This is a genomic window from Pseudomonas sp. 2hn, assembly GCF_019646095.1.
Lineage (GTDB): Bacteria > Pseudomonadota > Gammaproteobacteria > Pseudomonadales > Pseudomonadaceae > Aquipseudomonas > Aquipseudomonas peradeniyensis.
The window spans coordinates 5,862,255-5,880,553 of sequence record NZ_CP081016.1; the positions used below are offsets into that span (position 1 = coordinate 5,862,255).

At 60.8% G+C, this 18,299-nt stretch carries 19 protein-coding genes; 7 read left to right on the plus strand and 12 right to left on the minus strand.

What is annotated here, in order from left to right:
* The first annotated feature begins 238 nt into the window (after positions 1–238).
* Positions 239–724 (plus strand): acyl-CoA thioesterase, encoded by a 486-nt coding sequence (locus tag K2O50_RS26360; protein ID WP_050707577.1) that lies wholly within the window; start codon positions 239–241, stop codon positions 722–724.
* Here K2O50_RS26360 and pdxY read toward each other — a convergent pair.
* Positions 721–1,593: a pyridoxal kinase PdxY gene (pdxY, locus tag K2O50_RS26365; RefSeq protein WP_050707578.1), complete on the minus strand. Its 873-nt coding sequence runs from the start codon at positions 1,591–1,593 to the stop codon at positions 721–723. The genes K2O50_RS26360 and pdxY overlap by 4 nt on opposite strands.
* 120 nt (positions 1,594–1,713) lie before the next feature.
* Between pdxY and K2O50_RS26370 the strand changes: the two genes are divergently transcribed.
* The gene (locus K2O50_RS26370; protein WP_050707579.1) at positions 1,714–2,106 is read left to right on the plus strand and encodes a DUF3301 domain-containing protein; all 393 of its coding nucleotides are present in this window, start codon (positions 1,714–1,716) and stop codon (positions 2,104–2,106) included.
* On the opposite strand, the gene K2O50_RS26375 is transcribed toward K2O50_RS26370, so the two are convergent.
* Genes K2O50_RS26375 through zigA form a run of 3 tightly spaced genes read right to left on the minus strand, consistent with a single transcriptional unit; the run spans position 2,107 to position 4,953 of the window.
* The gene (locus K2O50_RS26375) at positions 2,107–3,081 is read right to left on the minus strand and encodes a GTP-binding protein (protein WP_050707580.1); all 975 of its coding nucleotides are present in this window, start codon (positions 3,079–3,081) and stop codon (positions 2,107–2,109) included.
* 52 nt (positions 3,082–3,133) lie between these two features.
* A complete protein-coding gene (locus tag K2O50_RS26380) occupies positions 3,134–3,748 on the minus strand; it encodes a DUF1826 domain-containing protein (RefSeq protein ID WP_050707581.1) in 615 nt (204 codons plus the stop codon).
* Positions 3,745–4,953 carry a zinc metallochaperone GTPase ZigA gene (gene zigA / locus K2O50_RS26385; protein WP_050707582.1) on the minus strand — a complete coding sequence of 403 codons (1,209 nt, stop codon included), beginning with the start codon at positions 4,951–4,953 and terminating at the stop codon, positions 3,745–3,747. Before zigA ends, K2O50_RS26380 begins: the two co-directional genes overlap by 4 nt.
* A 110-nt stretch (positions 4,954–5,063) precedes the next feature.
* Here zigA and K2O50_RS26390 point away from each other — a divergent pair, with 110 nt between their 5' ends.
* Positions 5,064–5,441: a hypothetical protein gene (locus K2O50_RS26390; protein ID WP_050707583.1), complete on the plus strand. Its 378-nt coding sequence runs from the start codon at positions 5,064–5,066 to the stop codon at positions 5,439–5,441.
* Positions 5,442–5,465: 24 nt separating this feature from the next.
* A complete protein-coding gene (gene folE2 / locus K2O50_RS26395) occupies positions 5,466–6,347 on the plus strand; it encodes a GTP cyclohydrolase FolE2 (RefSeq protein ID WP_050707584.1) in 882 nt (293 codons plus the stop codon).
* Positions 6,348–6,351: 4 nt separating this feature from the next.
* On the opposite strand, the gene K2O50_RS26400 is transcribed toward folE2, so the two are convergent.
* Positions 6,352–6,879 (minus strand): DUF3617 domain-containing protein, encoded by a 528-nt coding sequence (locus K2O50_RS26400; protein WP_050707585.1) that lies wholly within the window; start codon positions 6,877–6,879, stop codon positions 6,352–6,354.
* A 129-nt stretch (positions 6,880–7,008) separates the two neighbouring features.
* Between K2O50_RS26400 and cls the strand changes: the two genes are divergently transcribed.
* On the plus strand, positions 7,009–8,448 hold the full coding sequence (cls, locus tag K2O50_RS26405; protein WP_050707586.1) for a cardiolipin synthase: 1,440 nt from the start codon (positions 7,009–7,011) through the stop codon (positions 8,446–8,448).
* A 35-nt stretch (positions 8,449–8,483) separates the two neighbouring features.
* On the opposite strand, the gene cfaB is transcribed toward cls, so the two are convergent.
* On the minus strand, positions 8,484–9,668 hold the full coding sequence (gene cfaB / locus K2O50_RS26410) for a C17 cyclopropane fatty acid synthase CfaB (RefSeq protein WP_050707587.1): 1,185 nt from the start codon (positions 9,666–9,668) through the stop codon (positions 8,484–8,486).
* Between the two features lie 216 nt (positions 9,669–9,884).
* Here cfaB and lpdA point away from each other — a divergent pair, with 216 nt between their 5' ends.
* A complete protein-coding gene (gene lpdA / locus K2O50_RS26415) occupies positions 9,885–11,285 on the plus strand; it encodes a dihydrolipoyl dehydrogenase (RefSeq protein WP_050707588.1) in 1,401 nt (466 codons plus the stop codon).
* Between the two features lie 120 nt (positions 11,286–11,405).
* On the opposite strand, the gene hcnC is transcribed toward lpdA, so the two are convergent.
* The 3 genes from hcnC to hcnA are packed head-to-tail and all read right to left on the minus strand — an operon-like array spanning position 11,406 to position 14,364.
* Positions 11,406–12,656, minus strand: coding sequence for a cyanide-forming glycine dehydrogenase subunit HcnC (gene hcnC / locus K2O50_RS26420; RefSeq protein ID WP_050707589.1), 1,251 nt, complete (start codon positions 12,654–12,656; stop codon positions 11,406–11,408).
* Positions 12,657–12,658: 2 nt separating this feature from the next.
* Positions 12,659–14,053, minus strand: coding sequence for a cyanide-forming glycine dehydrogenase subunit HcnB (gene hcnB / locus K2O50_RS26425; RefSeq protein WP_050707590.1), 1,395 nt, complete (start codon positions 14,051–14,053; stop codon positions 12,659–12,661).
* On the minus strand, positions 14,050–14,364 hold the full coding sequence (gene hcnA / locus K2O50_RS26430; protein ID WP_050707591.1) for a cyanide-forming glycine dehydrogenase subunit HcnA: 315 nt from the start codon (positions 14,362–14,364) through the stop codon (positions 14,050–14,052). Before hcnA ends, hcnB begins: the two co-directional genes overlap by 4 nt.
* Before the next feature lie 244 nt (positions 14,365–14,608).
* On the opposite strand from hcnA, the gene K2O50_RS26435 reads away from it, so the two are divergent.
* Positions 14,609–14,764: a hypothetical protein gene (locus K2O50_RS26435; RefSeq protein WP_156329682.1), complete on the plus strand. Its 156-nt coding sequence runs from the start codon at positions 14,609–14,611 to the stop codon at positions 14,762–14,764.
* Positions 14,765–14,833: 69 nt separating this feature from the next.
* Here the strand turns inward: K2O50_RS26435 and K2O50_RS26440 are convergent, their stop codons facing one another.
* From K2O50_RS26440 to K2O50_RS26450, 3 genes are all read right to left on the minus strand, one after another.
* The gene (locus K2O50_RS26440; RefSeq protein ID WP_082337835.1) at positions 14,834–15,793 is read right to left on the minus strand and encodes a glycosyltransferase; all 960 of its coding nucleotides are present in this window, start codon (positions 15,791–15,793) and stop codon (positions 14,834–14,836) included.
* Entirely contained in the window at positions 15,790–17,043 is a 1,254-nt protein-coding gene (locus tag K2O50_RS26445) for an O-antigen translocase (protein ID WP_050707625.1), read from the minus strand. Before K2O50_RS26445 ends, K2O50_RS26440 begins: the two co-directional genes overlap by 4 nt.
* Positions 17,044–17,299: 256 nt before the next feature.
* Positions 17,300–18,211, minus strand: a complete 912-nt coding sequence (locus tag K2O50_RS26450) for a hypothetical protein (protein ID WP_050707593.1) — start codon at positions 18,209–18,211, stop codon at positions 17,300–17,302.
* Between the last annotated feature and the right edge of the window lie 88 nt (positions 18,212–18,299).

The window sequence follows — 18,299 nt, forward strand, 5'->3', positions numbered from 1 at the left end:
ATAGACGCAAAAGCCCACGTTGCATGGGCGTCGTCAGGTTAACATCGCGCCTTGCCACAAATTGCCGATGCAATATGCAGAAACAGATCGGCCGATTCGACACCGGCGATGGCAAGATTGGCGTGACGATGGAGCGTCAGCCGACGTCCCGTACCGGGATGGGAAACCTCAACGAGGGGAAACAGAAGTGTCTGCAGATACCCGCCCCGAATCCGTGCAAATTCACCGTGAGCTCTCTATGGAACCTGGAAACGCCCAGCTGACCATGACCGTCCTGATGACACCGGACATGGCCAACTTCTCTGGCAACGTACACGGCGGCACCCTGCTCAAGTACCTCGACGAAGTCGCCTATGCCTGCGCCAGCCGCTATGCCGGCACCTATGTGGTGACCCTGTCGGTGGACCAGGTGATCTTCCGCGAACCGGTGCATGTCGGCGAGCTGGTGACCTTCCTGGCCTCGGTCAACTACACCGGCAACACCTCGATGGAGGTGGGCATCAAGGTGGTCACCGAGAATATCCGCGAGCGCTCGGTGCGCCACTCCAACAGCTGCTTCTTCACCATGGTCGCGGTGGACGACGACCGACGCCCGGTGAAGGTGCCGCCGCGCCAGCCGCAGAGCAGCGAGGAGAAGCGCCGCTTCCTGCAGGGCCAGCAACGCCGCCAGATCCGCCAGGAGCTGGAACAGCGCTACCAGAACCTCAAGGCTGATTCGATCTAGTAGAGCAAGCGCTGCGCCTCGAAGCGCACCCGCGGATGGGCGATGCGATCCTGGGCTCGCACCAGCTGCAGTTCATAGCTGGTGCAGGCCTGGGTTTCCAGCAGCACTTCATGCACGGCGGCGGCGGTGAACTCGAAAGCCTGCAACCAGTCGTCGCCCAGCAGCACGCGGGCGAGGAACAGCCCGGAGGTCAGGTCGCCCACGCCCACCGGCTGGCGTGGGAAGGCCAGCAAGGGCCGGCGCAGGTGCCAACTGGCATCCCGGGTCACCAGCAGCATCTCGAAGGCATCGTCCGCCCGCTGTGGATAATTCAGGTGCTTGACCAGCACCACCTGCGGCCCGCGCTCCAGCAACCCGCGCGCCATGCCCACGCAATCTTCCAGGGACTGCGCGCGACGGCCACAGAAGCTGTCCAGCTCGAGCTGGTTCGGGCACAGGATATCGGCCTTGGCGACCGCCTCCTCGAGCAGGAACTCGCTGACCTCCGCCGGTACGATGCAGCCTTTCTCGGCATGTCCCATGACCGGGTCGCACAGATACAGGGCCTTGGGATTGACTGCCTTGATCCGCTCGACGCCGGCCAGGATCGCCCGCCCTTGCTCGGCACTGCCCAGGTAGCCCGACAACACCGCATCGCAGTGGCCCAGTTCGCCGATATTGGAAATGCCTTCCACCAACGCAGGAATTTGCGCTGGGGCAAGCACTTCCCCGGCCCACTGTCCATACTGAGTATGGTTGGAGAACTGTACGGTGTTGAGCGGCCAGACGTTGACCCCGACCCGCTGCATGGGAAACACCGCGGCGCTGTTGCCGGCGTGTCCAAAGACCACGTGGGACTGAATGGCGAGCAGGTGCGGCGTACGTTTCATGCGGGACGATTCCGAAACTGTGTGAAGAAGTGTGCGGCCCGCAGTATGAACCTGATTGCCATCTGTACGACAGGCCAGAGACGCAGTTAAGCTGGATCGACCTGTCTGGAGCTTACGCAAATGCTGACCCTGGAAAACCTCTTCGTCCTGATGCTGGTGGCGACCGCAGGCGCCTGGCTGTGGCACAACCACGGGCTGCGCGAAAAGGCCCTGGCACGGGTCAAGCAGCATTGCGCCAAGCTCGACCTGGAGTTGCTCGACGACGCCGTGGCGCTCAAGCGCATCGCCTTCGTGCGTGACGCCAATGGCAGGAAGCGCCTGGCGCGCATCTACAACTTCGAATTCACCGTCACCGGTGAACAGCGCCACCCCGGCACCGTCACTCAGTTCGGCGCCCACACCATGCAGATCGAGCTCGCGCCCTATCCGTTCGAGATCAAGACCCCGCCACGTGCCGACAACGTCATCGAGATGCAGCAGTGGCGCCAGGAGCACAACCGCTGGCGCAATTGATCAACGGATCAGCTGGCAGCCGCCGATGGCCGCTTGCAGGGCCTGCAAGGGTTGCGGCTGATCGAAGATCAGCTCGATGCGCGAGTCCTTGCGCCATTCGCTGAGCCGCCACTCCAGTGTCCCGCCTTCAAGGCCGTTGAACGACAGCCAGCCTTCGGTGCTGTGGATAACACCCTTCGCCCGGCGCCACGGCCATTGCTCGAGCACACCGCGCAGCACGGCCTCGTCGAAGCATTGGTCGGGATGCCAGCGCCAGCCGATGCTCCAACCTCCCTCCCCCTGCTGATACTGGCAGATTGGCTGCCGGGGATCGGTCCACAGGGTGGGCAACGGCACCGCACCGTTATCCACAGGCAGGCTGTCATGGTCGACCGTACCTGCCGCCACGGGGGTTGAACCAGGCAATGCAGCAAGCGGCAGTATCCCGTGGTCCGTCCAGCGCGCCGGTATTGCGGGTAGTGACGCAGTTATCAACAAGCGTTCGGCTTCATCCACACCGCTCGCCTTGTTGAACACCAGCAACCCCGCCTTCGCCAGCGCCTGGTGCTGAGCCTCGGGCAGGACGTCGCCCCGGGACAGCGCTGCGGCATCCAGCACCATCAGCAGTGGCTGGACCGACAGCACGCCAGTCCAGGGCGCACGCCCCAGTTGCTCCAGCAACTCGACCGGGTGACCGAGGCCGGACGGTTCGATGAACAGGCGGTCCGGGCGAGCCTTGCGCAGCAAGCGGCCAAGCCCCACCTGGAATGGCGCGCCATTGACGCAGCACAGGCAGCCGCCCGCCACTTCTCCGATGGCGATGCCCGCCTCGTCGCGGCTGAGCAAGGCGGCATCAAGGCCGACCTGGCCGAACTCGTTGACCAGCACGGCCCAGCGCTCACCTGCCGGACGCTGGTCCAGCAGGTGGCGGATCAGGCTGGTCTTGCCGGCGCCGAGGGGGCCGGCGATCACATGGGTGGGGATGTTCTGCAGCATGGCTCGGTATCGGGGTGAATTGATGGCAGTCTATACCGCCAGGCCCCGCGATTCATGCCAACCAATCCAGGCTCAACAACAATCGGCGCTCCCCGACAGGCGTCAGCGGTGACCGGTGGACCAATCCCGCGCCCTCGTTGCCCAGCCACTTCTCGCCCTTTAGCAAAGCCACCTCTCCTGCCGCCAGGCGCCGAACCTTATCCACAGGTGGCGACTGCTGCAAGCGAGCGCGATCGATCGCACCCTCCGCCAGCCATTCGCTGCCCGCGCCGGCATAGGTGCTGAGCAGGCGCACCGGCACATGGTCCACATGCATGCGCGGGCACATCGCCCCGTCCAGTACCCGCACGCGCACACCGAGACGACGGGCGCCCAGCAGGCAGGTGTACGCGGCCACCAGCCAAGCCACATCCGCGACGAAACCGTCATAGCCGTGCAGGTCGGCGGCCTCCCTGAGCAAACCTGGCAAGGCTGGTGGGTGGCGTTCATCCACCTCGATCACCCGCTCATCGGCCAGGGGTTGGCCAAGGCTGAGCACCAGGTTGGCGAAGTCCTCCACCTGGGCCGGCAGGCGGCGCTGCCAGACCGCCAGGTTGACACCATCCTGAAGAATGTCGGTCATCACCTGGGGCGATTCACCGAACACCTGGCGGATATCCACAGTCATGCCACCGCGTCCTCATGCCAGGCCCCGAAAGGATCGGGCAGACGCAGCCAGGCCATCGGCCCCAGTTCCATTTCGTCGTCCGTGAGCAGGCAGGCCTCCAGCTCTGTGGATAACCGCTCAAATTCGATGTCCTGCCCGATGAACACCAGTTCCTGGCGACAGTCGCCGCTTTCCACCGACCACTGCTTGAGGATCGCCGCGGTGTTCTCTTCGTCCTGCGGCCATTGCTCGCGTGGCACGAAGCGCCACCAGCGCCCCGCCAGGCCGTGACGCATCATGCCACCGGCCTGGGACCAGCTCCCGGCCTCCTGGTATTTGCTGGCCAGCCAGAAGAAGCCCTTGGAACGCAGCAACCGTCCGTTGCTCCAGGGCGTGTGGATAAAGTCGTAGAAGCGTTGCGGGTGGAAGGGCCTACGTGCCTGCCAGGTGCTGGCGGCGATGCCGTATTCCTCGGTTTCGGGCACATGCTCGCCCCGCAGTTCGCGCAGCCAGCCCGGGGCCTGGGCCGCCTGGTCGAAATCGAACAGGCCGGTATCGAGGATGCGCGACAGCGCCACCTGGCCCATCACCATCGGCACGATCTGCGCCCGGGCATTGAGGCTGCGCAGGATGGCAACCAACTCCTCGCGGTCAGACTGACTGATCAGGTCGATCTTGCTCAGCAACAGCACGTCGGCGAACTCGACCTGCTCGATCAGCAGGTCGCTGATCGAGCGCTCGTCCTGTTCACCCAAGGTCTCGCCACGGCTGGCGAGACTCTCGGCGGCCTGGTAGTCACGCAGGAAGTTCAGCCCGTCGACCACGGTGACCATGGTGTCCAGCCGCGCCATGTCGGAGAGGCTGCGCCCCTGCTCGTCGCGAAAGGTGAAGGTCTCGGCGACCGGCAGCGGCTCGGATATGCCGGTCGACTCGATCAGCAGGTAATCGAAGCGGCCCTCACTCGCCAACCGCGCCACCTCTTCCAGCAGGTCCTCGCGCAAGGTGCAGCAGATGCAGCCGTTGCTCATCTCCACCAGTTTTTCTTCCGCCCGGTTCAGGCTGACGTTGCGCTGGACCTCGCTGGCATCAATGTTGATTTCACTCATGTCGTTGACGATCACGGCGACGCGCAGGTTGTCGCGGTTGCGCAGGACATGATTGAGCAGCGTGCTCTTGCCGGCGCCGAGGAAGCCGGACAGCACGGTGACAGGGAGACGGTTGGGCATGACTAACCTCATCGGGCAGGCGCATTCGAATCGATGCATTGCATAATGTTATATTATAACAATACAATTTCGCCAAGCCGTGTCGACCGAACGGTTGTCTGGAGAGCGTCATGAAATCATCCGGCCTCGCTGCCCTACTGCTGCTCGCAGTCCCCACGCAGCTTCTCGCCATGCCCCACACCGACCTCGCCCTGTGCACCCGCAGCGCGACCCTGCTCGCCTGCCAGGATGGCCAGGGCAACTACTACAGCGTGCGTACCGAAGGCAGCACCTTCTACCTGCGTGGCTACGAAGTGGCAGGCAAGCGCCTGTGGGCTCAGACCAACAGCCGCTACGGCACGCTGACCTTCTTCACCGGGCTGGCCAGCGACGGTGAAGCCTGGGTGGGCTACAGCCGCCGCATCGGCTGGACCACCCTCAACCGTGTCTCCAGCTCCAGCGGTCAACGCTTCAACCTGCACTGCAGCCTTGTCGGCGGTTGCCGCTGACTGCCATCACTTCAGGATTCTTCCATGTCTAGCCTTGCCCTTCCCGACATCGCCGCACAGAGCAGCCAGCAGGCACTGCCGCTGGACTGGGTCGGCATGTGCGGTATCGCCCTGCCGCTGCTGGTCGACGGACGCAGCCTCGGCGCCCACGCCGATGCCGGCGTGAGCCTGGATGACGGCGCAGCCCGGGGCATCCACATGTCACGGTTGTACCTGGCGCTGGAAGCGCTGGAACAGCAAGCCTTGAGCCCACGGCTGATTCGCCGGACGCTCGAGCACTTTCTCGCCAGCCACGAGGGCCTTTCGAACACCGCCTACCTACGTCTGGCGTTCGATCACCTGCTCAAGCGCCCGGCGCTGGTCAGCCCGCTGGCAGGCTGGAAACGCTACCCGGTGAGCATCGAAGCCCAGCTGAAAGATGAAATGTTCCACGTGGAACTATCGGTGCACATTCCCTACTCCTCGACCTGCCCCTGCTCGGCGGCGCTGGCCAGGCAACTGATCCAGGCACAGTTCGACCGGGACTTCGCTGATCAGTCGCTGGAGCGGGAACGTGTTCGCCAATGGCTTGGCAGCAGCGACGGCATCGTTGCAACACCCCACAGCCAGAGGAGCCTGGCCAAGCTGCAGGTCCGCCTGGACGGCGACGCGTTCAGACTGACTGAGTTGATCGAGACAGCGGAGGCAGCCTTGGGCACGGCCGTACAGACGGCAGTGAAGCGCGCCGACGAGCAGGCCTTTGCCCTGGCCAACGGACAGAACCTGATGTTCTGCGAGGATGCCGCCCGCCGCCTGCATGCGGCCTTGCGAACGCTAGCGGGCGTGAGCGGCTTCAGCGTGCGCGTGGAACATGCAGAGAGCCTGCATGCCCACGACGCGGTGGCGGTCAGTCGTTATCGCTGGTGACAGATCAAGTACGTGGTTTGACGGTTCCACAATCATTCCCAAGCCAGACCGCCCGGGTGTCCATGCTGCCCTGCTGCTGGACCCCGGAGGCATTGAAGGTGCCGTTGACCTTGGTCAGGAACTCCCGGTCGCTGAGGAAGGTGGCCTGGCCGTTACCCTGGGCCTTGGGGCAACTGAACTGGAACTTCCAGACATTGCCATTGCGCTCGGTGATTTTCTGCGTGCACCCCGACTGCGGATCCTGCAGCGGAATGTCATTGGTCTTGACCTGCTCCGCAGTCAGGCACGAACGCACCCCCTTGCCTCCCACCGTGATGCCCTGCTTGGCCAGGGCCCCCTCCATCATCGCCCGTTGCTCGGGCGGCAGGTTCTTCAACTGACCGAGCATGAACTCCATGTCCGGCAACGGCTTGCCATCGACCTGCATGTTGCTGGTGGTCAGTTCCCACAGGCCGGGTTGCAGCATCTGCGCATGAACCAGCGGGCTGCCCAGCCCCAGTACCAGGGCGAGCAGTGGCAGACGAATCTTCATGGATGAAAGCTCCTCGAAATACCGGCTCCGGCCGGACTGAGCCGTTAGACGTCAAAATCGCCTTTGGGTTGCAGGCATACCCTCGAACGTGGTCTGTTAGCAGCAGTGCTCTCGGCAAGCAGGATGCGTATGGATTTCCACAGCCCCTACTTCTTCGGTTACTTGCTCGGCCTGATTCATCTGCTCGGTCTCATCGCCGCGTTGCATGCGGTGTTCACCGTGCGCACCGCCCAGGGTGCGATCGCCTGGGCCATGTCGCTGCTGTTCATCCCCTACCTCACCCTCATCCCCTACCTGGTGTTCGGCGCCCGTTCCTTCTACGCCTACATCCAGGCCCGACGCCAGGCCAACCAGGAGATGCACGTGGCCATGGCCAACCTGAACTGGCGGCCCTGGGTGGAGGAAGCGCTGACCGCCCGCGAGTCCGACAGCTACGCCGCCCTGCGCGCCATGCCCAAGCTGGGGCGCATGCCGTGTCTGGCCAACAACGAGGTGAAGCTGCTGATCGATGGCGCCGCCACCTTCGAGGCGATCTTCTCGGCCATCCGCATGGCGCGGGACACCGTGCTGGTGCAGTTCTTCATCATCCATGACGACGCCCTCGGCCGGGAGTTGCAGCAACTGCTGCTGCGCAAGGCCGCCGAAGGCGTGCAGGTGTTCGTGCTGTACGACCGCGTCGGCAGCCATGCCCTGCCGGCCAGCTACAGCCAGGTGCTGCGCGACGGCGGTGTGCAGATCGAGGCGTTCGCCACCCGGCGTGGCTGGTTCAATCGTTTCCAGGTCAACTTCCGCAACCATCGCAAGATCGTCGTGGTCGACGGCCTGCTCGGGTTTCTCGGCGGCCATAACGTAGGAGACGAGTACCTCGGGGCACACCCCAAGCTGTCACCGTGGCGCGACACCCATGTGCAGATCGGCGGCCCGGTGCTGGCCTGCCTGCAAGAATCCTTCGCCGAGGACTGGTACTGGGCCACGCGCCAGCTGCCGCCGCTGATCCTGCCCGACGTCTACCCGGAGAACGGCGTACTGTGCCAGGCCTTGGCCAGCGGCCCGGCCGATCCACAGGAAACCTGTGCGCTGTTCTTCCTCGAGGCGATTCACTCGGCTACCCGACGGGTGTGGATCACCAGCCCCTATTTCATCCCCGACGAAGCCATCTTCGCCGCCCTGCGCCTGGCGGTGCTGCGGGGTGTCGACGTGCGCATCCTGATTCCCTCGCGCCCCGACCACCGCATCGTCTACGCCGCCTCCAGCCTGTTCGCCTTCGAGGCGGTGCGCGCCGGAGTGCGCATGTTCCGGTACCTGCCGGGCTTCCTGCACCAGAAGGTGGTGCTGGTGGACGATGAGGTCAGCGCCATCGGCAGTGCCAACCTCGACAACCGCTCGTTCCGGCTGAACTTCGAGATCACCCTGCTCACCGTGGACCGCACTTTCGCCGACCAGGTCGAACAGATGCTGGAGAATGACTTCGAGCAGGCTCGGGAGATCACCGCGGAGGACAGCCGCGACACCCACCGCCTGCAACAGTTGGGGATGCGTATCGCGCGGCTGATTTCACCAATCCTGTAGCCCGGCGAGCCTAGTCGGCACGCCGGGCTACCCGGTCAGCGATAGAGGTCCTCACGCGTCCACGGCAGGTCGTGGTGGCCGTCGGCGTAGGGCTTCACCGCGAGAATCTGGTGCAGGTTGATCCAGCCCTTGGTGAAGGCGTAGGCGCAGCCGGCCAGGTACAGGCGCCAGATGCGCAGGGTCTTCTCCGGCACCAGCGCGGCGGCGCGATGCAACTGGTTCTCCAGGTTCTCGCTCCAGTGATTGAGGGTCTTGGCGTAGTGCAGGCGCAGGCTCTCGATATCGACCACCTCCAGGCCCGCCTCGCAGATCCGCGCCGTGATCATCGAGATATGCGGCAACTCGCCGTGGGGGAACACGTAACGGTCGATGAAGTCCCCCGCGCCGCGACCGACCGGGCGACCATCGACGTGCTTGGCGGTGATGCCATGGTTCATCACCAGGCCACCTTCCCGCACCGCGCCGAACAGCCGCTGGCAATACAGCTCGAGGTTGGCATGCCCGACGTGTTCGAACATGCCGACGCTGACCGCCTTGTCGAAGCGGCCATCCTGGGGCAGGTCGCGGTAGTCGAGGATCTGCAGGTCGACCTTGTCGGCCAGGCCCTCCTCCTTGACCCGTTGGCGGCCGAGCTTCAACTGCTCCTTGCTCAGCGTGATGCCGAACACCTTGGCGCCATACTCGCGGGCGGCGAACCGCGCCAGCCCGCCCCAGCCGCAACCGACATCCAGCAGATAATCACCGGCCTGCAGGCGCAGCTTGCGGCACAGGTGATCGAACTTGTCCTGCTGGGCCTGGGCCAGGGTGTTGTCCGGCTCCTTGAAGTAGGCGCAGGAATAGACCATGTCCGGGTCGAGCCATAGTTGGTAGAAATCATTGGACAGGTCGTAGTGGTAGGAAATGGCTTCGGCGTCGGTGCGCTTGTCATGGGAAGTGCGCTCCGGCAAGCACTCGTCTTCATCCTTGAGCAAGGCTTCGCTGAGCTCGTCGCAGACCCGAATCACTTCGCCGATATCGCCTTCCAGCTCCAGCTTGCCCTCGACGAAGGCGGAACCAAGCTCTTCCAGGTTCGGGTGGGTGAGCTGGGCGATCAGCTGGGGCTCCTTGACCAGGATGGTGACCTGCGGGCTCGGCCCCAGATCGAACTGGTTGCCATCCCACAGCTTGACGCGCAAAGGTAAGTGCAGGCTCTGCAATGCGGGTGGAAGTTGCGCAAGCATTCATGACCCTCCCTTTCATTGATACGGGACGCCAGGCCTCAAGGTGTCGGACGTCACCGGATCAGGGTAGTTCATTCGTGCGAAGTTTCCGTTAATCGCGACCATAGTCTAGAACTATCTGGTCCGGGCCGCACAACAGATTGTATACAATTTTCATCTCTCAGACTAACCTTGTGCCCCTCTTCGCTTCCTCACACTCTCGGAGTAACGAAACCCATGAAATCCTATGACGTGGTGATCATCGGCGGCGGCCCCGGCGGCTACAACGCAGCGATCCGTGCCGGCCAGCTGGGCCTGAGCGTGGCCTGTGTCGAGGGTCGTCCGACCCTGGGCGGCACCTGCCTGAACGTCGGCTGCATGCCTTCCAAGGCGCTGCTGCATGCGTCCGAGCTGTACGAGGCGGCCAGCGGCGAGGAGTTCGCCCACCTGGGGATCGAGGTCAAGCCGACCCTCAACCTGGGCCAGATGATGAAGCAGAAAGACGAAAGCGTGACCGGCCTGACCAAGGGCATCGAGTACCTGTTCCGTAAGAACAAGGTCGACTGGGTCAAGGGTTGGGGCCGCCTGGACGGCGCCGGCAAGGTGCTGGTCAAAGCCGAGGACGGCAGCGAAACCACCCTGCAGGCCAAGGACATCGTCATCGCCACCGGTTCCGAACCCACGCCGCTGCCCGGCGTGACCATCGACAACCAGCGCATCATAGATTCCACCGGCGCCCTGTCGCTGCCTCAGGTGCCCAAGCACCTGATCGTGATCGGCGCCGGCGTGATCGGCCTGGAGCTGGGTTCGGTGTGGCGCCGCCTGGGTGCCGAAGTGACGGTGATCGAGTATCTGGACCGCATCTGCCCAGGCACCGACGAGGAAACCGCCAAGACCCTGCAGAAGGCCCTGGCCAAGCAAGGCATGACCTTCAAGCTCGGCAGCAAGGTGACCCAGGCCACATCCAGCGCCGACGGCGTCAGCCTGACCCTGGAGCCCGCCGCCGGTGGCAACGCCGAAACCCTGCAGGCCGACTACGTGCTGGTGGCCATCGGTCGCCGTCCCTATACCAACGGCCTGAACCTGGAAAGCGTGGGGCTGGAAACCGACAAGCGCGGCATGCTCGCCAACGACCATCACCGTAGCGCTGTCCCAGGTATCTGGGTGATCGGCGACGTCACCTCCGGCCCGATGCTGGCGCACAAGGCCGAGGACGAAGCGGTGGCGTGCATCGAGCGCATCGCCGGCAAGCCCCACGAGGTCAACTACAACCTGATCCCGGGCGTCATCTATACCCGCCCGGAACTGGCCAGTGTCGGCAAGACCGAAGAGCAGCTCAAGGCCGAAGGCCGTGCCTACAAGGTCGGCAAGTTCCCCTTCACCGCCAACAGCCGGGCCAAGATCAACCACGAGACCGAAGGCTTCGCCAAGGTCATCGCCGACGCCGTCACCGACGAGGTGCTGGGTGTGCACCTGGTTGGCCCGAGCGTGAGCGAGATGATCGGCGAGTTCTGCGTGGCCATGGAATTCTCGGCCTCGGCCGAGGACATCGCCCTCACCTGCCACCCGCACCCGACCCGCTCCGAGGCCCTGCGCCAGGCGGCGATGAATGTGGATGGGAAAGCGATGCAGATCTGAGTGACCACCTTGTGGTACAGCGTTGTGGGAGCGGCGATGCGGCGACCCGACTTGCCCCGCGATAGCGTCAGCCGACCTGGCGCTATCGCGGGGCAAGCCCGCTCCTACAAGTGCTAGGGCCTAGCCGTGGGCCAGTTTTTTATCCACACCCTCACGGAAGCGCGAGGCCAGGAATGGCGTGATATCCAGCGGCAACGCCTCATTGTGGACAACCTTGTCCAGCAACACACCGGTAATCGCCGACGTGAGGATCCCGGTACGGAAATGTCCACAGGCATTGAAATAGCCCTGAACATTATCCACAGGCCCGAGAATCGGCAGCTCGTCCGGTGACCCCGGGCGCAGGCCGGCCCAGGTGCGCTTGAGGTTCACCTGCGCCAGCTGCGGCACGCAGCGGATCGCGCCCTGCACCAGGCCGCTGATTTCCGGGAAAGTGTTGCTGACATCGAAGCCCTTCTCTTCGGTGGTGCTGCCGATCAGGATTTCGCCATTGTCCTTCTGCGCCATGTAGCAATCGCTGGTGGTGATGCAGCCATCGAGCAGCTTGGGCAGGCGCTCGGTCAGCACGATCTGGCCCTTCACCGGCTTGACCGGAATGCTCTCCCCGGTCGCCCACTCGCTCAGCTCCGCGGCCCAGGCGCCAGCGGCATTGATCAAGGTACCGCAATGGAACTCGCCGGCCTCGGCGGTGCGCACTCCCTTGATCCGCGAGCCTTCATGCAGCACGCCGGTGATGTTCACGTTCGGGTACAGGTCGACGCCGTTCTGCCGCGCCGCCTCCATGTAGGCATCGCCCAGGCGGAACGGGCTGACCTGGTGATCGCAGAGAAACTCCAGCGCGCCATTGGCCTTGAGCGTCACCGCCGGCTCCGAGGCCCGCAGCGCGTCGCGGTCGAGCCAGCGTACCTGGTCGGCCAGGTGCGGGATCTGCTTGACGATGTGCTCGGCGTACAGCTGGTCTTCTTCATCCTGGATGATGTACTTGAGCCCGGTGCGTTCGAACTTGAAGTCCATCCCGTGGCGCTCGATCAGCTCCTGGTGCAGCTGTGGATAAAGTGCGTTGGACTGCAGGGCGAAGTCGAAGAAACACTCCGGCAGGATGTGCGGCGTGCTCGAGTCGACCACCACCGCCGCGCCGTTGGCCTCACGCTTGTTGCGCGAGGACATCATGCGAAAGAAGATCACCCCGCAGCCCAGTCCCACCGACTCGCCGATGGCCCACAGGCCGCCGGCCGAGGCGCGGGTGGCGTTGCCCGGGCGCTTGCAGTCGATCAGGGCGATCTTCAGGTTGTGCCGCTTGGACAACTGGTAGGCACAGGAAGCGCCGATCACGCCGCCACCGGCAATGATGATGTCGTAATGCTTGTTCATGCTCAGGCCTCCGTGCCGAGTTGTTCGAATGCGGAAAACGGAATCGGGTCTACCGGGAAGCGCGGGCGCAGCCAGCCCACGTCCGGGCGTCCGGTGGCGCTGCGCAGGCGGTCGCTGCAGTAGCCGACGCACATGCGCCCCTGGCAGTCGCCCATGCTTACTCGGGTACGCATCTTCAGGCTGGCCATGTCCTCCACGCCCTGCTCCAGGGCCAGGTCGATCTGCTCGCGGGTGACGTTTTCGCAACGGCAGATCACCGTGTCGGCCTGGGGCAGCTGGATCTGCGCCGCGCCACGCGCGGTGTAGCGTTCCACCCCGGAGCGGAAGCGCTTGATCGCTGCCAGCTTGCCGAGGAAACGCTCACGGCGCTCGATCGCCTGCTCGGCATCGAGCTTGCCCATCTGCTGCAGCATCGACACCGCGGCGATACGCCCGGTGAGCATTGCCGCCTCGCCACCGCGAATACCGGCCATGTCGCCGGCCAGGTGAATGTTCGGCTGGCTGCTCTGCTGCCACACGTTGCACTCGGCGCGCAGGTAGCCGTCCTCGCTGAAGCCATGGGCCAGGCCCAGTTGCTGGCTGAGCTGGGTCCGTGGAATGAAGCCGTAGCCCACCGCCAGGGTGCGCACCTGCTCGCGCTGGATGCGGGTCATGTCCGGCTGCCAGTCCTGGGTGTAGGGGGCGACCTGGACCTCCTGCAGCTCGCCATCACCCGTGGCGCCCACCAAGCCCCAGCCGTAATGCATGGGGATGCCGTTGAGCTTCATGTAGGCCAGCATGCTCAGGCCATCGAGGAACAGTTGCGGCTTGTTCATCAACGCCAGGCTTTCCTTGGCGATACGGTTGAACGAGCAGGCCTCGTACACACCGGCCACCTTGGCGCCGGCGGCGTGCAGCTGGCAGGCGACCAGCGGCAGCAACGGCCCGGTACCGGCAATCAGCGTGCTGCCCAGTGGCTTGACCACACCGCTCTTGATCTGCAGCTGCAAGCCACCGAGCAGGATCACACCGGGCAAGGTCCAGCCGGGGAACGGCACGTTGCGTTCGTGACATCCGGCGGCCAGCAGCAGGTGCGAGTAGTCGATCTCGTGCAGCTGTTCATCAGCGTCGAGGACCATCAGCCGTTGATCGTCCCCACCCACCACGCGATGGTTCAGGCGCAGGTCGATGCGCTCGGCGCAGGCGGCGAAATCTTCATGCAGCTTGGTCAGGGCCTTGGTGTAGCGCGGCCCCAGGTAGCCCAGGTCGACACCCGCGCGCAGCGGACCACGATAGACCACGCCACCGGGGCGCGAGGCCTCGTCGAACAGCAGGCAATCCACGCCATGTTCGGCCAGCTCGATGGCGGCGCCCATGCCGGCCGAACCGCCACCAACGATCACGGGACGAAGGCTCATGGATGGGCCTCCTCTTGCACGCGGTTGACCTCGGTCTCGATACTCATGCCCGGCTTGACGATGGTCTGGCAGGCGCGACGCTTGGGACGCCCATCGATCTGCACCAGGCAGCAATGGCAGACGCCCATGCCGCAGTAGGCACCGCTGAGCTGGCCATGATCGTTACGCGCCAGCTGGCGCAGGCCAACGGCGTTGAGCACGCTGAGTACGGTTTCGCCGGCACTGGCGACTGCAGGCAGGCCATTGACCAGCAGGGTCATTTCAGCGCCTTCCAGTGGCTGGATATCGTGCTTTCGTTGCAGCGTCTGCATTTCCTGTCGTCCTTGATGACTGATGGGTCGGGCGACGTTAGGGCAAACAACGAGGGAAAACATTGATCCATGCCAGAGGCTTGGTTAAGAAATGTCTTACAGCGACGGACGCACAATTGTGTAGGAAATTACCTTGTTACCCCCCCCGATCTCACCGGCGCTGCAACTCGCTTGTCGATCCTCGGTTCAAGGAAACAGCTGTTCGATCTGTGCCACCGAACATTCGGCGGCTCTACCTTTTCCCATGAACCGTCGCCTGTTCTGGAAACTCGCCATCGTGCGGGCGGTCGGCGGGGTCGCGCTGATCTGGGTGATCAAACGCCTGGCCTGGCAGACCGAAGAAAGCATGAGTTTCATCCCCCCGAACATCAGCAAGAACGGGCTTGGTCGGCAATCGTGAAGTCGCAGGTACAGCCGCTTGGGCGGCCTGTGCCGACTTGTCGGAGAATCCCTAAACGAACTCAGTACTCTATCCTACCAGTCGTTTAATTAAAAATTTGGCCTTACCCGCACCAAACGAAATAGCAGTAGACGTGAACGGCACGTTGAGTGCCATCCAGGCTGCAATATGTAAAATTCTATATTTGAAGCTCGTGTCAAACGCCAGCAATTTACCAGTCAACGTGTAAGCTCGATTATCCTTGAGCTCCAGCTGCCGAAACGCTTCACCTGCTAGATATCTTGCCTTAGCCCTATTAATTAACGCACTTTTTGAAACTAATATAGGATGTTTTTCTACCAACAGATCAAGCGCGAGAAGCGATTCCTCCAGCAGCTTATAGGTCTGCATACTGGCCCCACCGAGATGTTTCCTGTAGCGACCCAATACCTCCGGAACTTTTATGACGGGACCATTCAATGATATTTCCAGGAAGAATAGCCAATCGCTCACTGTTTTGAGTCGATGATCATACCCCCCCTCAGGAATGGCCGTTCTGCGCACCATGATAGAGCAGCCACCAGGAATTCCACCTTTCAACAGCATATCATCAAAATTATTAACATCTTCACGGGGCAACTGGTTGGTTACAAACAGGCATTCATCCGTATCAGAGTTAAAAATTTCCACTGGGTGATAGCAAAGCACGGCATCCGGTTGAGCCTCTAAGGCGGCCACTTGCTTTGAGATTTTGCCAGGCAACATCAGATCGTCACCCGCAAACAATGAAACAAAATCACCATCGCAATGGTGTAAAGAAAGGTTACAGTTACTAGTAACCCCTAGATTTTTTTCATTGACAATAGCTTTTACTTTGCCCGGATAGCGCTGTGCGTAATCAAGAATAATACCCGCTGTACCGTCCTTGGATGCATCGTCGCACACGACCACCTCAAGGTTCTCATAATCCTGCGCAAGGATCGAATCAAGCGCCTGGGCGATGAACGCTTCCGCATTGAAAGCCGGCATCATGACACTAACTTTTTTCATGGCATTCCTTTGATGTATATTTTTGCAACAATAAGTGTGAAAATAAAATAAATAAAATAATTAACAATAAATGCGTACATCGCCCCAATCAATCCGAACGAAGCGCTCATAACGTAAACCAGCACGACATACAAAGAACTGAAAAACAACTCGGACAGGAAAAATGTCTTTGTCATCGATTTGGCCAGCATTATATACGACAACAAGAACGAAGCTATCTTGATCACATCGCCGATAAGTTGAGGGGCATACAAGTATAACGCCCCTTCGAATTCATCTGAGAATAGCAGCCAGGTAATAGGCCCTTTCAAGATAAAAACGAATGCTGCCGATAAAAAAACAACAGGCATAAGAATCGTATAACCCAGTACGATTTCACGCTTGAAGTTTTGCCGATCATCAATGGAAGAAAGCTTAGGTAAATAATATACGCTGATCGCCATGCTGATGAATAGCAAATAAGCTTCAGATACCTTTGTTACTGCTTGCCAGTAACCAACCTGCTCCCATGAGAAACTTTCAGCAAGCATGTTTCTCACGACGATCTGCACGATGGGGGCCAATAACGCTGAGGTTAAAGTCATCAACGAGAACTTTGCCAGCCTGGATAGCATCTCGTTATCCACACTCGGGCGAAAGTAATTTAAATTGAAATACTGACTTCGCGCATAGCAGCCAAGACTTACGAATAGTAACATACCTTGTCCGAGAACAAACGCCAGCAACACGCCATAGAGTTTAAAAAAGTAGCCTAGGACTGACGGCAACAAGACACCTATCACAGCACCTATCACGTGTACCAGAGCCAACCTTTTAACATCCATCATGCCATTAATGATGGCGATGATCAGATTATGCAATGCCACAAATATCTGCGCCACGGCGAGTACAACGATCAAGCTCGTATATTCTTCCCCTCCCAGAAGCCAAATGCTTATATCAGCACTGAAGATCAGCACCAGCACACACATTAATAACGAAGAAACCAGCGTGAACGTGAGCGCGCTGCCGACCAAGGCCTGAATACTTTGGACATCGTCTCTGAATTGTGCAAGATATTTGACAACACCCGAGCCCACGCCACCGCCCGCGAAAACCACTAACAGCGCAGTCAGGCTCATGAACTGCCCGAGTTGCGCAACACCTTCCGGGCCAGCAAGCACTGCGACCAGCTTCATTACCAGAAACGCTGAAAGCAATCGGGCGAAGGTTGCGATCGCAGTGAGAAACCCGGTTTTAAGCAAATTCAAGATAGGCAGCCTCATTCAGAGCAGAATAGTACTCATGCTCGCACAGGAACTGATCCCAATATGATTTTATATCATGGACGGTCGCCGGCAGCACACAGACGAATATATCGCACTCATATAACGTCAGCGACGAGTCTGTGAATCTACCCGAGCAACACTCTAGAAAACCTCTTTTGAAAAAAGAAAAAAGTGGTTCTCGAGGACTCTACAAACTCATTCCACTGCGTCTCGCAAGTGCGATCATACTCGACACAAATTACCATTCAAGTAGTTCTGCCAAGCCAAAACCTTGCTTTCCGTAGTCGTTCCCATTATAGAAGAGGAAAACCCGGCCATTCAGGTCAACCACACTAGGATACGCCATCATCTCAGAATCCCAGCCATCCTTTGACAGAGGTAATCCGAGTTGATCATCCATGCGCTGCCAATTTTTCATATCGTACGAACGAGCACAACCCAATTTATAGGGTGCATCTTCGGTACTAAACCCATAAAAAAGGTACGCATCGGTATCCGTCTTGCGGAAAATAAAGGGCCGGCCAATGCGATACTCTTCGCCCTCGGTTTCCAACAGGATGGTTCCCGCATCCGGAAAACTATACGGCGTTTCAGACTCTACATATCTGACGTTGTAAATCGGGAGCGTTTTCATCTTGCCCTGCGCAAACTGACTCCCTCCCCCATACCAAGCGCGCCATTTATTACCGTCCTTGATCACACTGTGCGGAACGCGGAATAAAGTTTCATCGCTGTTCCGCTCAAAGACAGGCGTTTTCTTATAACGACTGAATGTCAGTCCGTTATCATGACTTATCGCCAGGCCACCCAGCACAGAGAATCTAACCTTGGTGCCCAACTGGTAGCCGGCGTAGTACATATACACGACACCTCCGTCTGCAACAACCGCAGACGGTACGACACCACTTTCATCGAAGCAGCCAGGCTCGCCGATATCAAGTACCGGAGCCTCCGAGTACCCGAGTATCGTTTTCGGGTCGTTTCTGTCCAGATCCACAAAACCCACACGACTAACCCCGGCAGCATCACGTGCCCCCAAAAACACCCTGATTCTGTCTTCCAGCAATAGCGGGGTAGGCTGCAAGGCGGTGTTATCTGCCCAATCAAATACTTTAGGATCGAAGATCAGCCCCAATTTATTCCAACGCATAACTTCCCCTTCAAAACCTTACGCTAAATGCACTTTTATTCGGCAATTCTTTTGCCGGCGCAACCTGAAAAAAGCCCTCGGCAAGGCC

Excerpts from the sequence above, each read along its gene's own strand:
- K2O50_RS26360 (WP_050707577.1), top strand. The coding sequence starts at position 239 with ATGGAACCTGGAAACGCCCAGCTGACCATGACCGTCCTGATGACACCG.
- pdxY (WP_050707578.1), bottom strand. The coding sequence starts at position 1,593 with ATGAAACGTACGCCGCACCTGCTCGCCATTCAGTCCCACGTGGTCTTT.
- K2O50_RS26370 (WP_050707579.1), top strand. The coding sequence starts at position 1,714 with ATGCTGACCCTGGAAAACCTCTTCGTCCTGATGCTGGTGGCGACCGCA.
- K2O50_RS26375 (WP_050707580.1), bottom strand. The coding sequence starts at position 3,081 with ATGCTGCAGAACATCCCCACCCATGTGATCGCCGGCCCCCTCGGCGCC.
- K2O50_RS26380 (WP_050707581.1), bottom strand. The coding sequence starts at position 3,748 with ATGACTGTGGATATCCGCCAGGTGTTCGGTGAATCGCCCCAGGTGATG.
- zigA (WP_050707582.1), bottom strand. The coding sequence starts at position 4,953 with ATGCCCAACCGTCTCCCTGTCACCGTGCTGTCCGGCTTCCTCGGCGCC.
- K2O50_RS26390 (WP_050707583.1), top strand. The coding sequence starts at position 5,064 with ATGAAATCATCCGGCCTCGCTGCCCTACTGCTGCTCGCAGTCCCCACG.
- folE2 (WP_050707584.1), top strand. The coding sequence starts at position 5,466 with ATGTCTAGCCTTGCCCTTCCCGACATCGCCGCACAGAGCAGCCAGCAG.
- K2O50_RS26400 (WP_050707585.1), bottom strand. The coding sequence starts at position 6,879 with ATGAAGATTCGTCTGCCACTGCTCGCCCTGGTACTGGGGCTGGGCAGC.
- cls (WP_050707586.1), top strand. The coding sequence starts at position 7,009 with ATGGATTTCCACAGCCCCTACTTCTTCGGTTACTTGCTCGGCCTGATT.
- cfaB (WP_050707587.1), bottom strand. The coding sequence starts at position 9,668 with ATGCTTGCGCAACTTCCACCCGCATTGCAGAGCCTGCACTTACCTTTG.
- lpdA (WP_050707588.1), top strand. The coding sequence starts at position 9,885 with ATGAAATCCTATGACGTGGTGATCATCGGCGGCGGCCCCGGCGGCTAC.
- hcnC (WP_050707589.1), bottom strand. The coding sequence starts at position 12,656 with ATGAACAAGCATTACGACATCATCATTGCCGGTGGCGGCGTGATCGGC.
- hcnB (WP_050707590.1), bottom strand. The coding sequence starts at position 14,053 with ATGAGCCTTCGTCCCGTGATCGTTGGTGGCGGTTCGGCCGGCATGGGC.
- hcnA (WP_050707591.1), bottom strand. The coding sequence starts at position 14,364 with ATGCAGACGCTGCAACGAAAGCACGATATCCAGCCACTGGAAGGCGCT.
- K2O50_RS26435 (WP_156329682.1), top strand. The coding sequence starts at position 14,609 with ATGAACCGTCGCCTGTTCTGGAAACTCGCCATCGTGCGGGCGGTCGGC.
- K2O50_RS26440 (WP_082337835.1), bottom strand. The coding sequence starts at position 15,793 with ATGAAAAAAGTTAGTGTCATGATGCCGGCTTTCAATGCGGAAGCGTTC.
- K2O50_RS26450 (WP_050707593.1), bottom strand. The coding sequence starts at position 18,211 with ATGCGTTGGAATAAATTGGGGCTGATCTTCGATCCTAAAGTATTTGAT.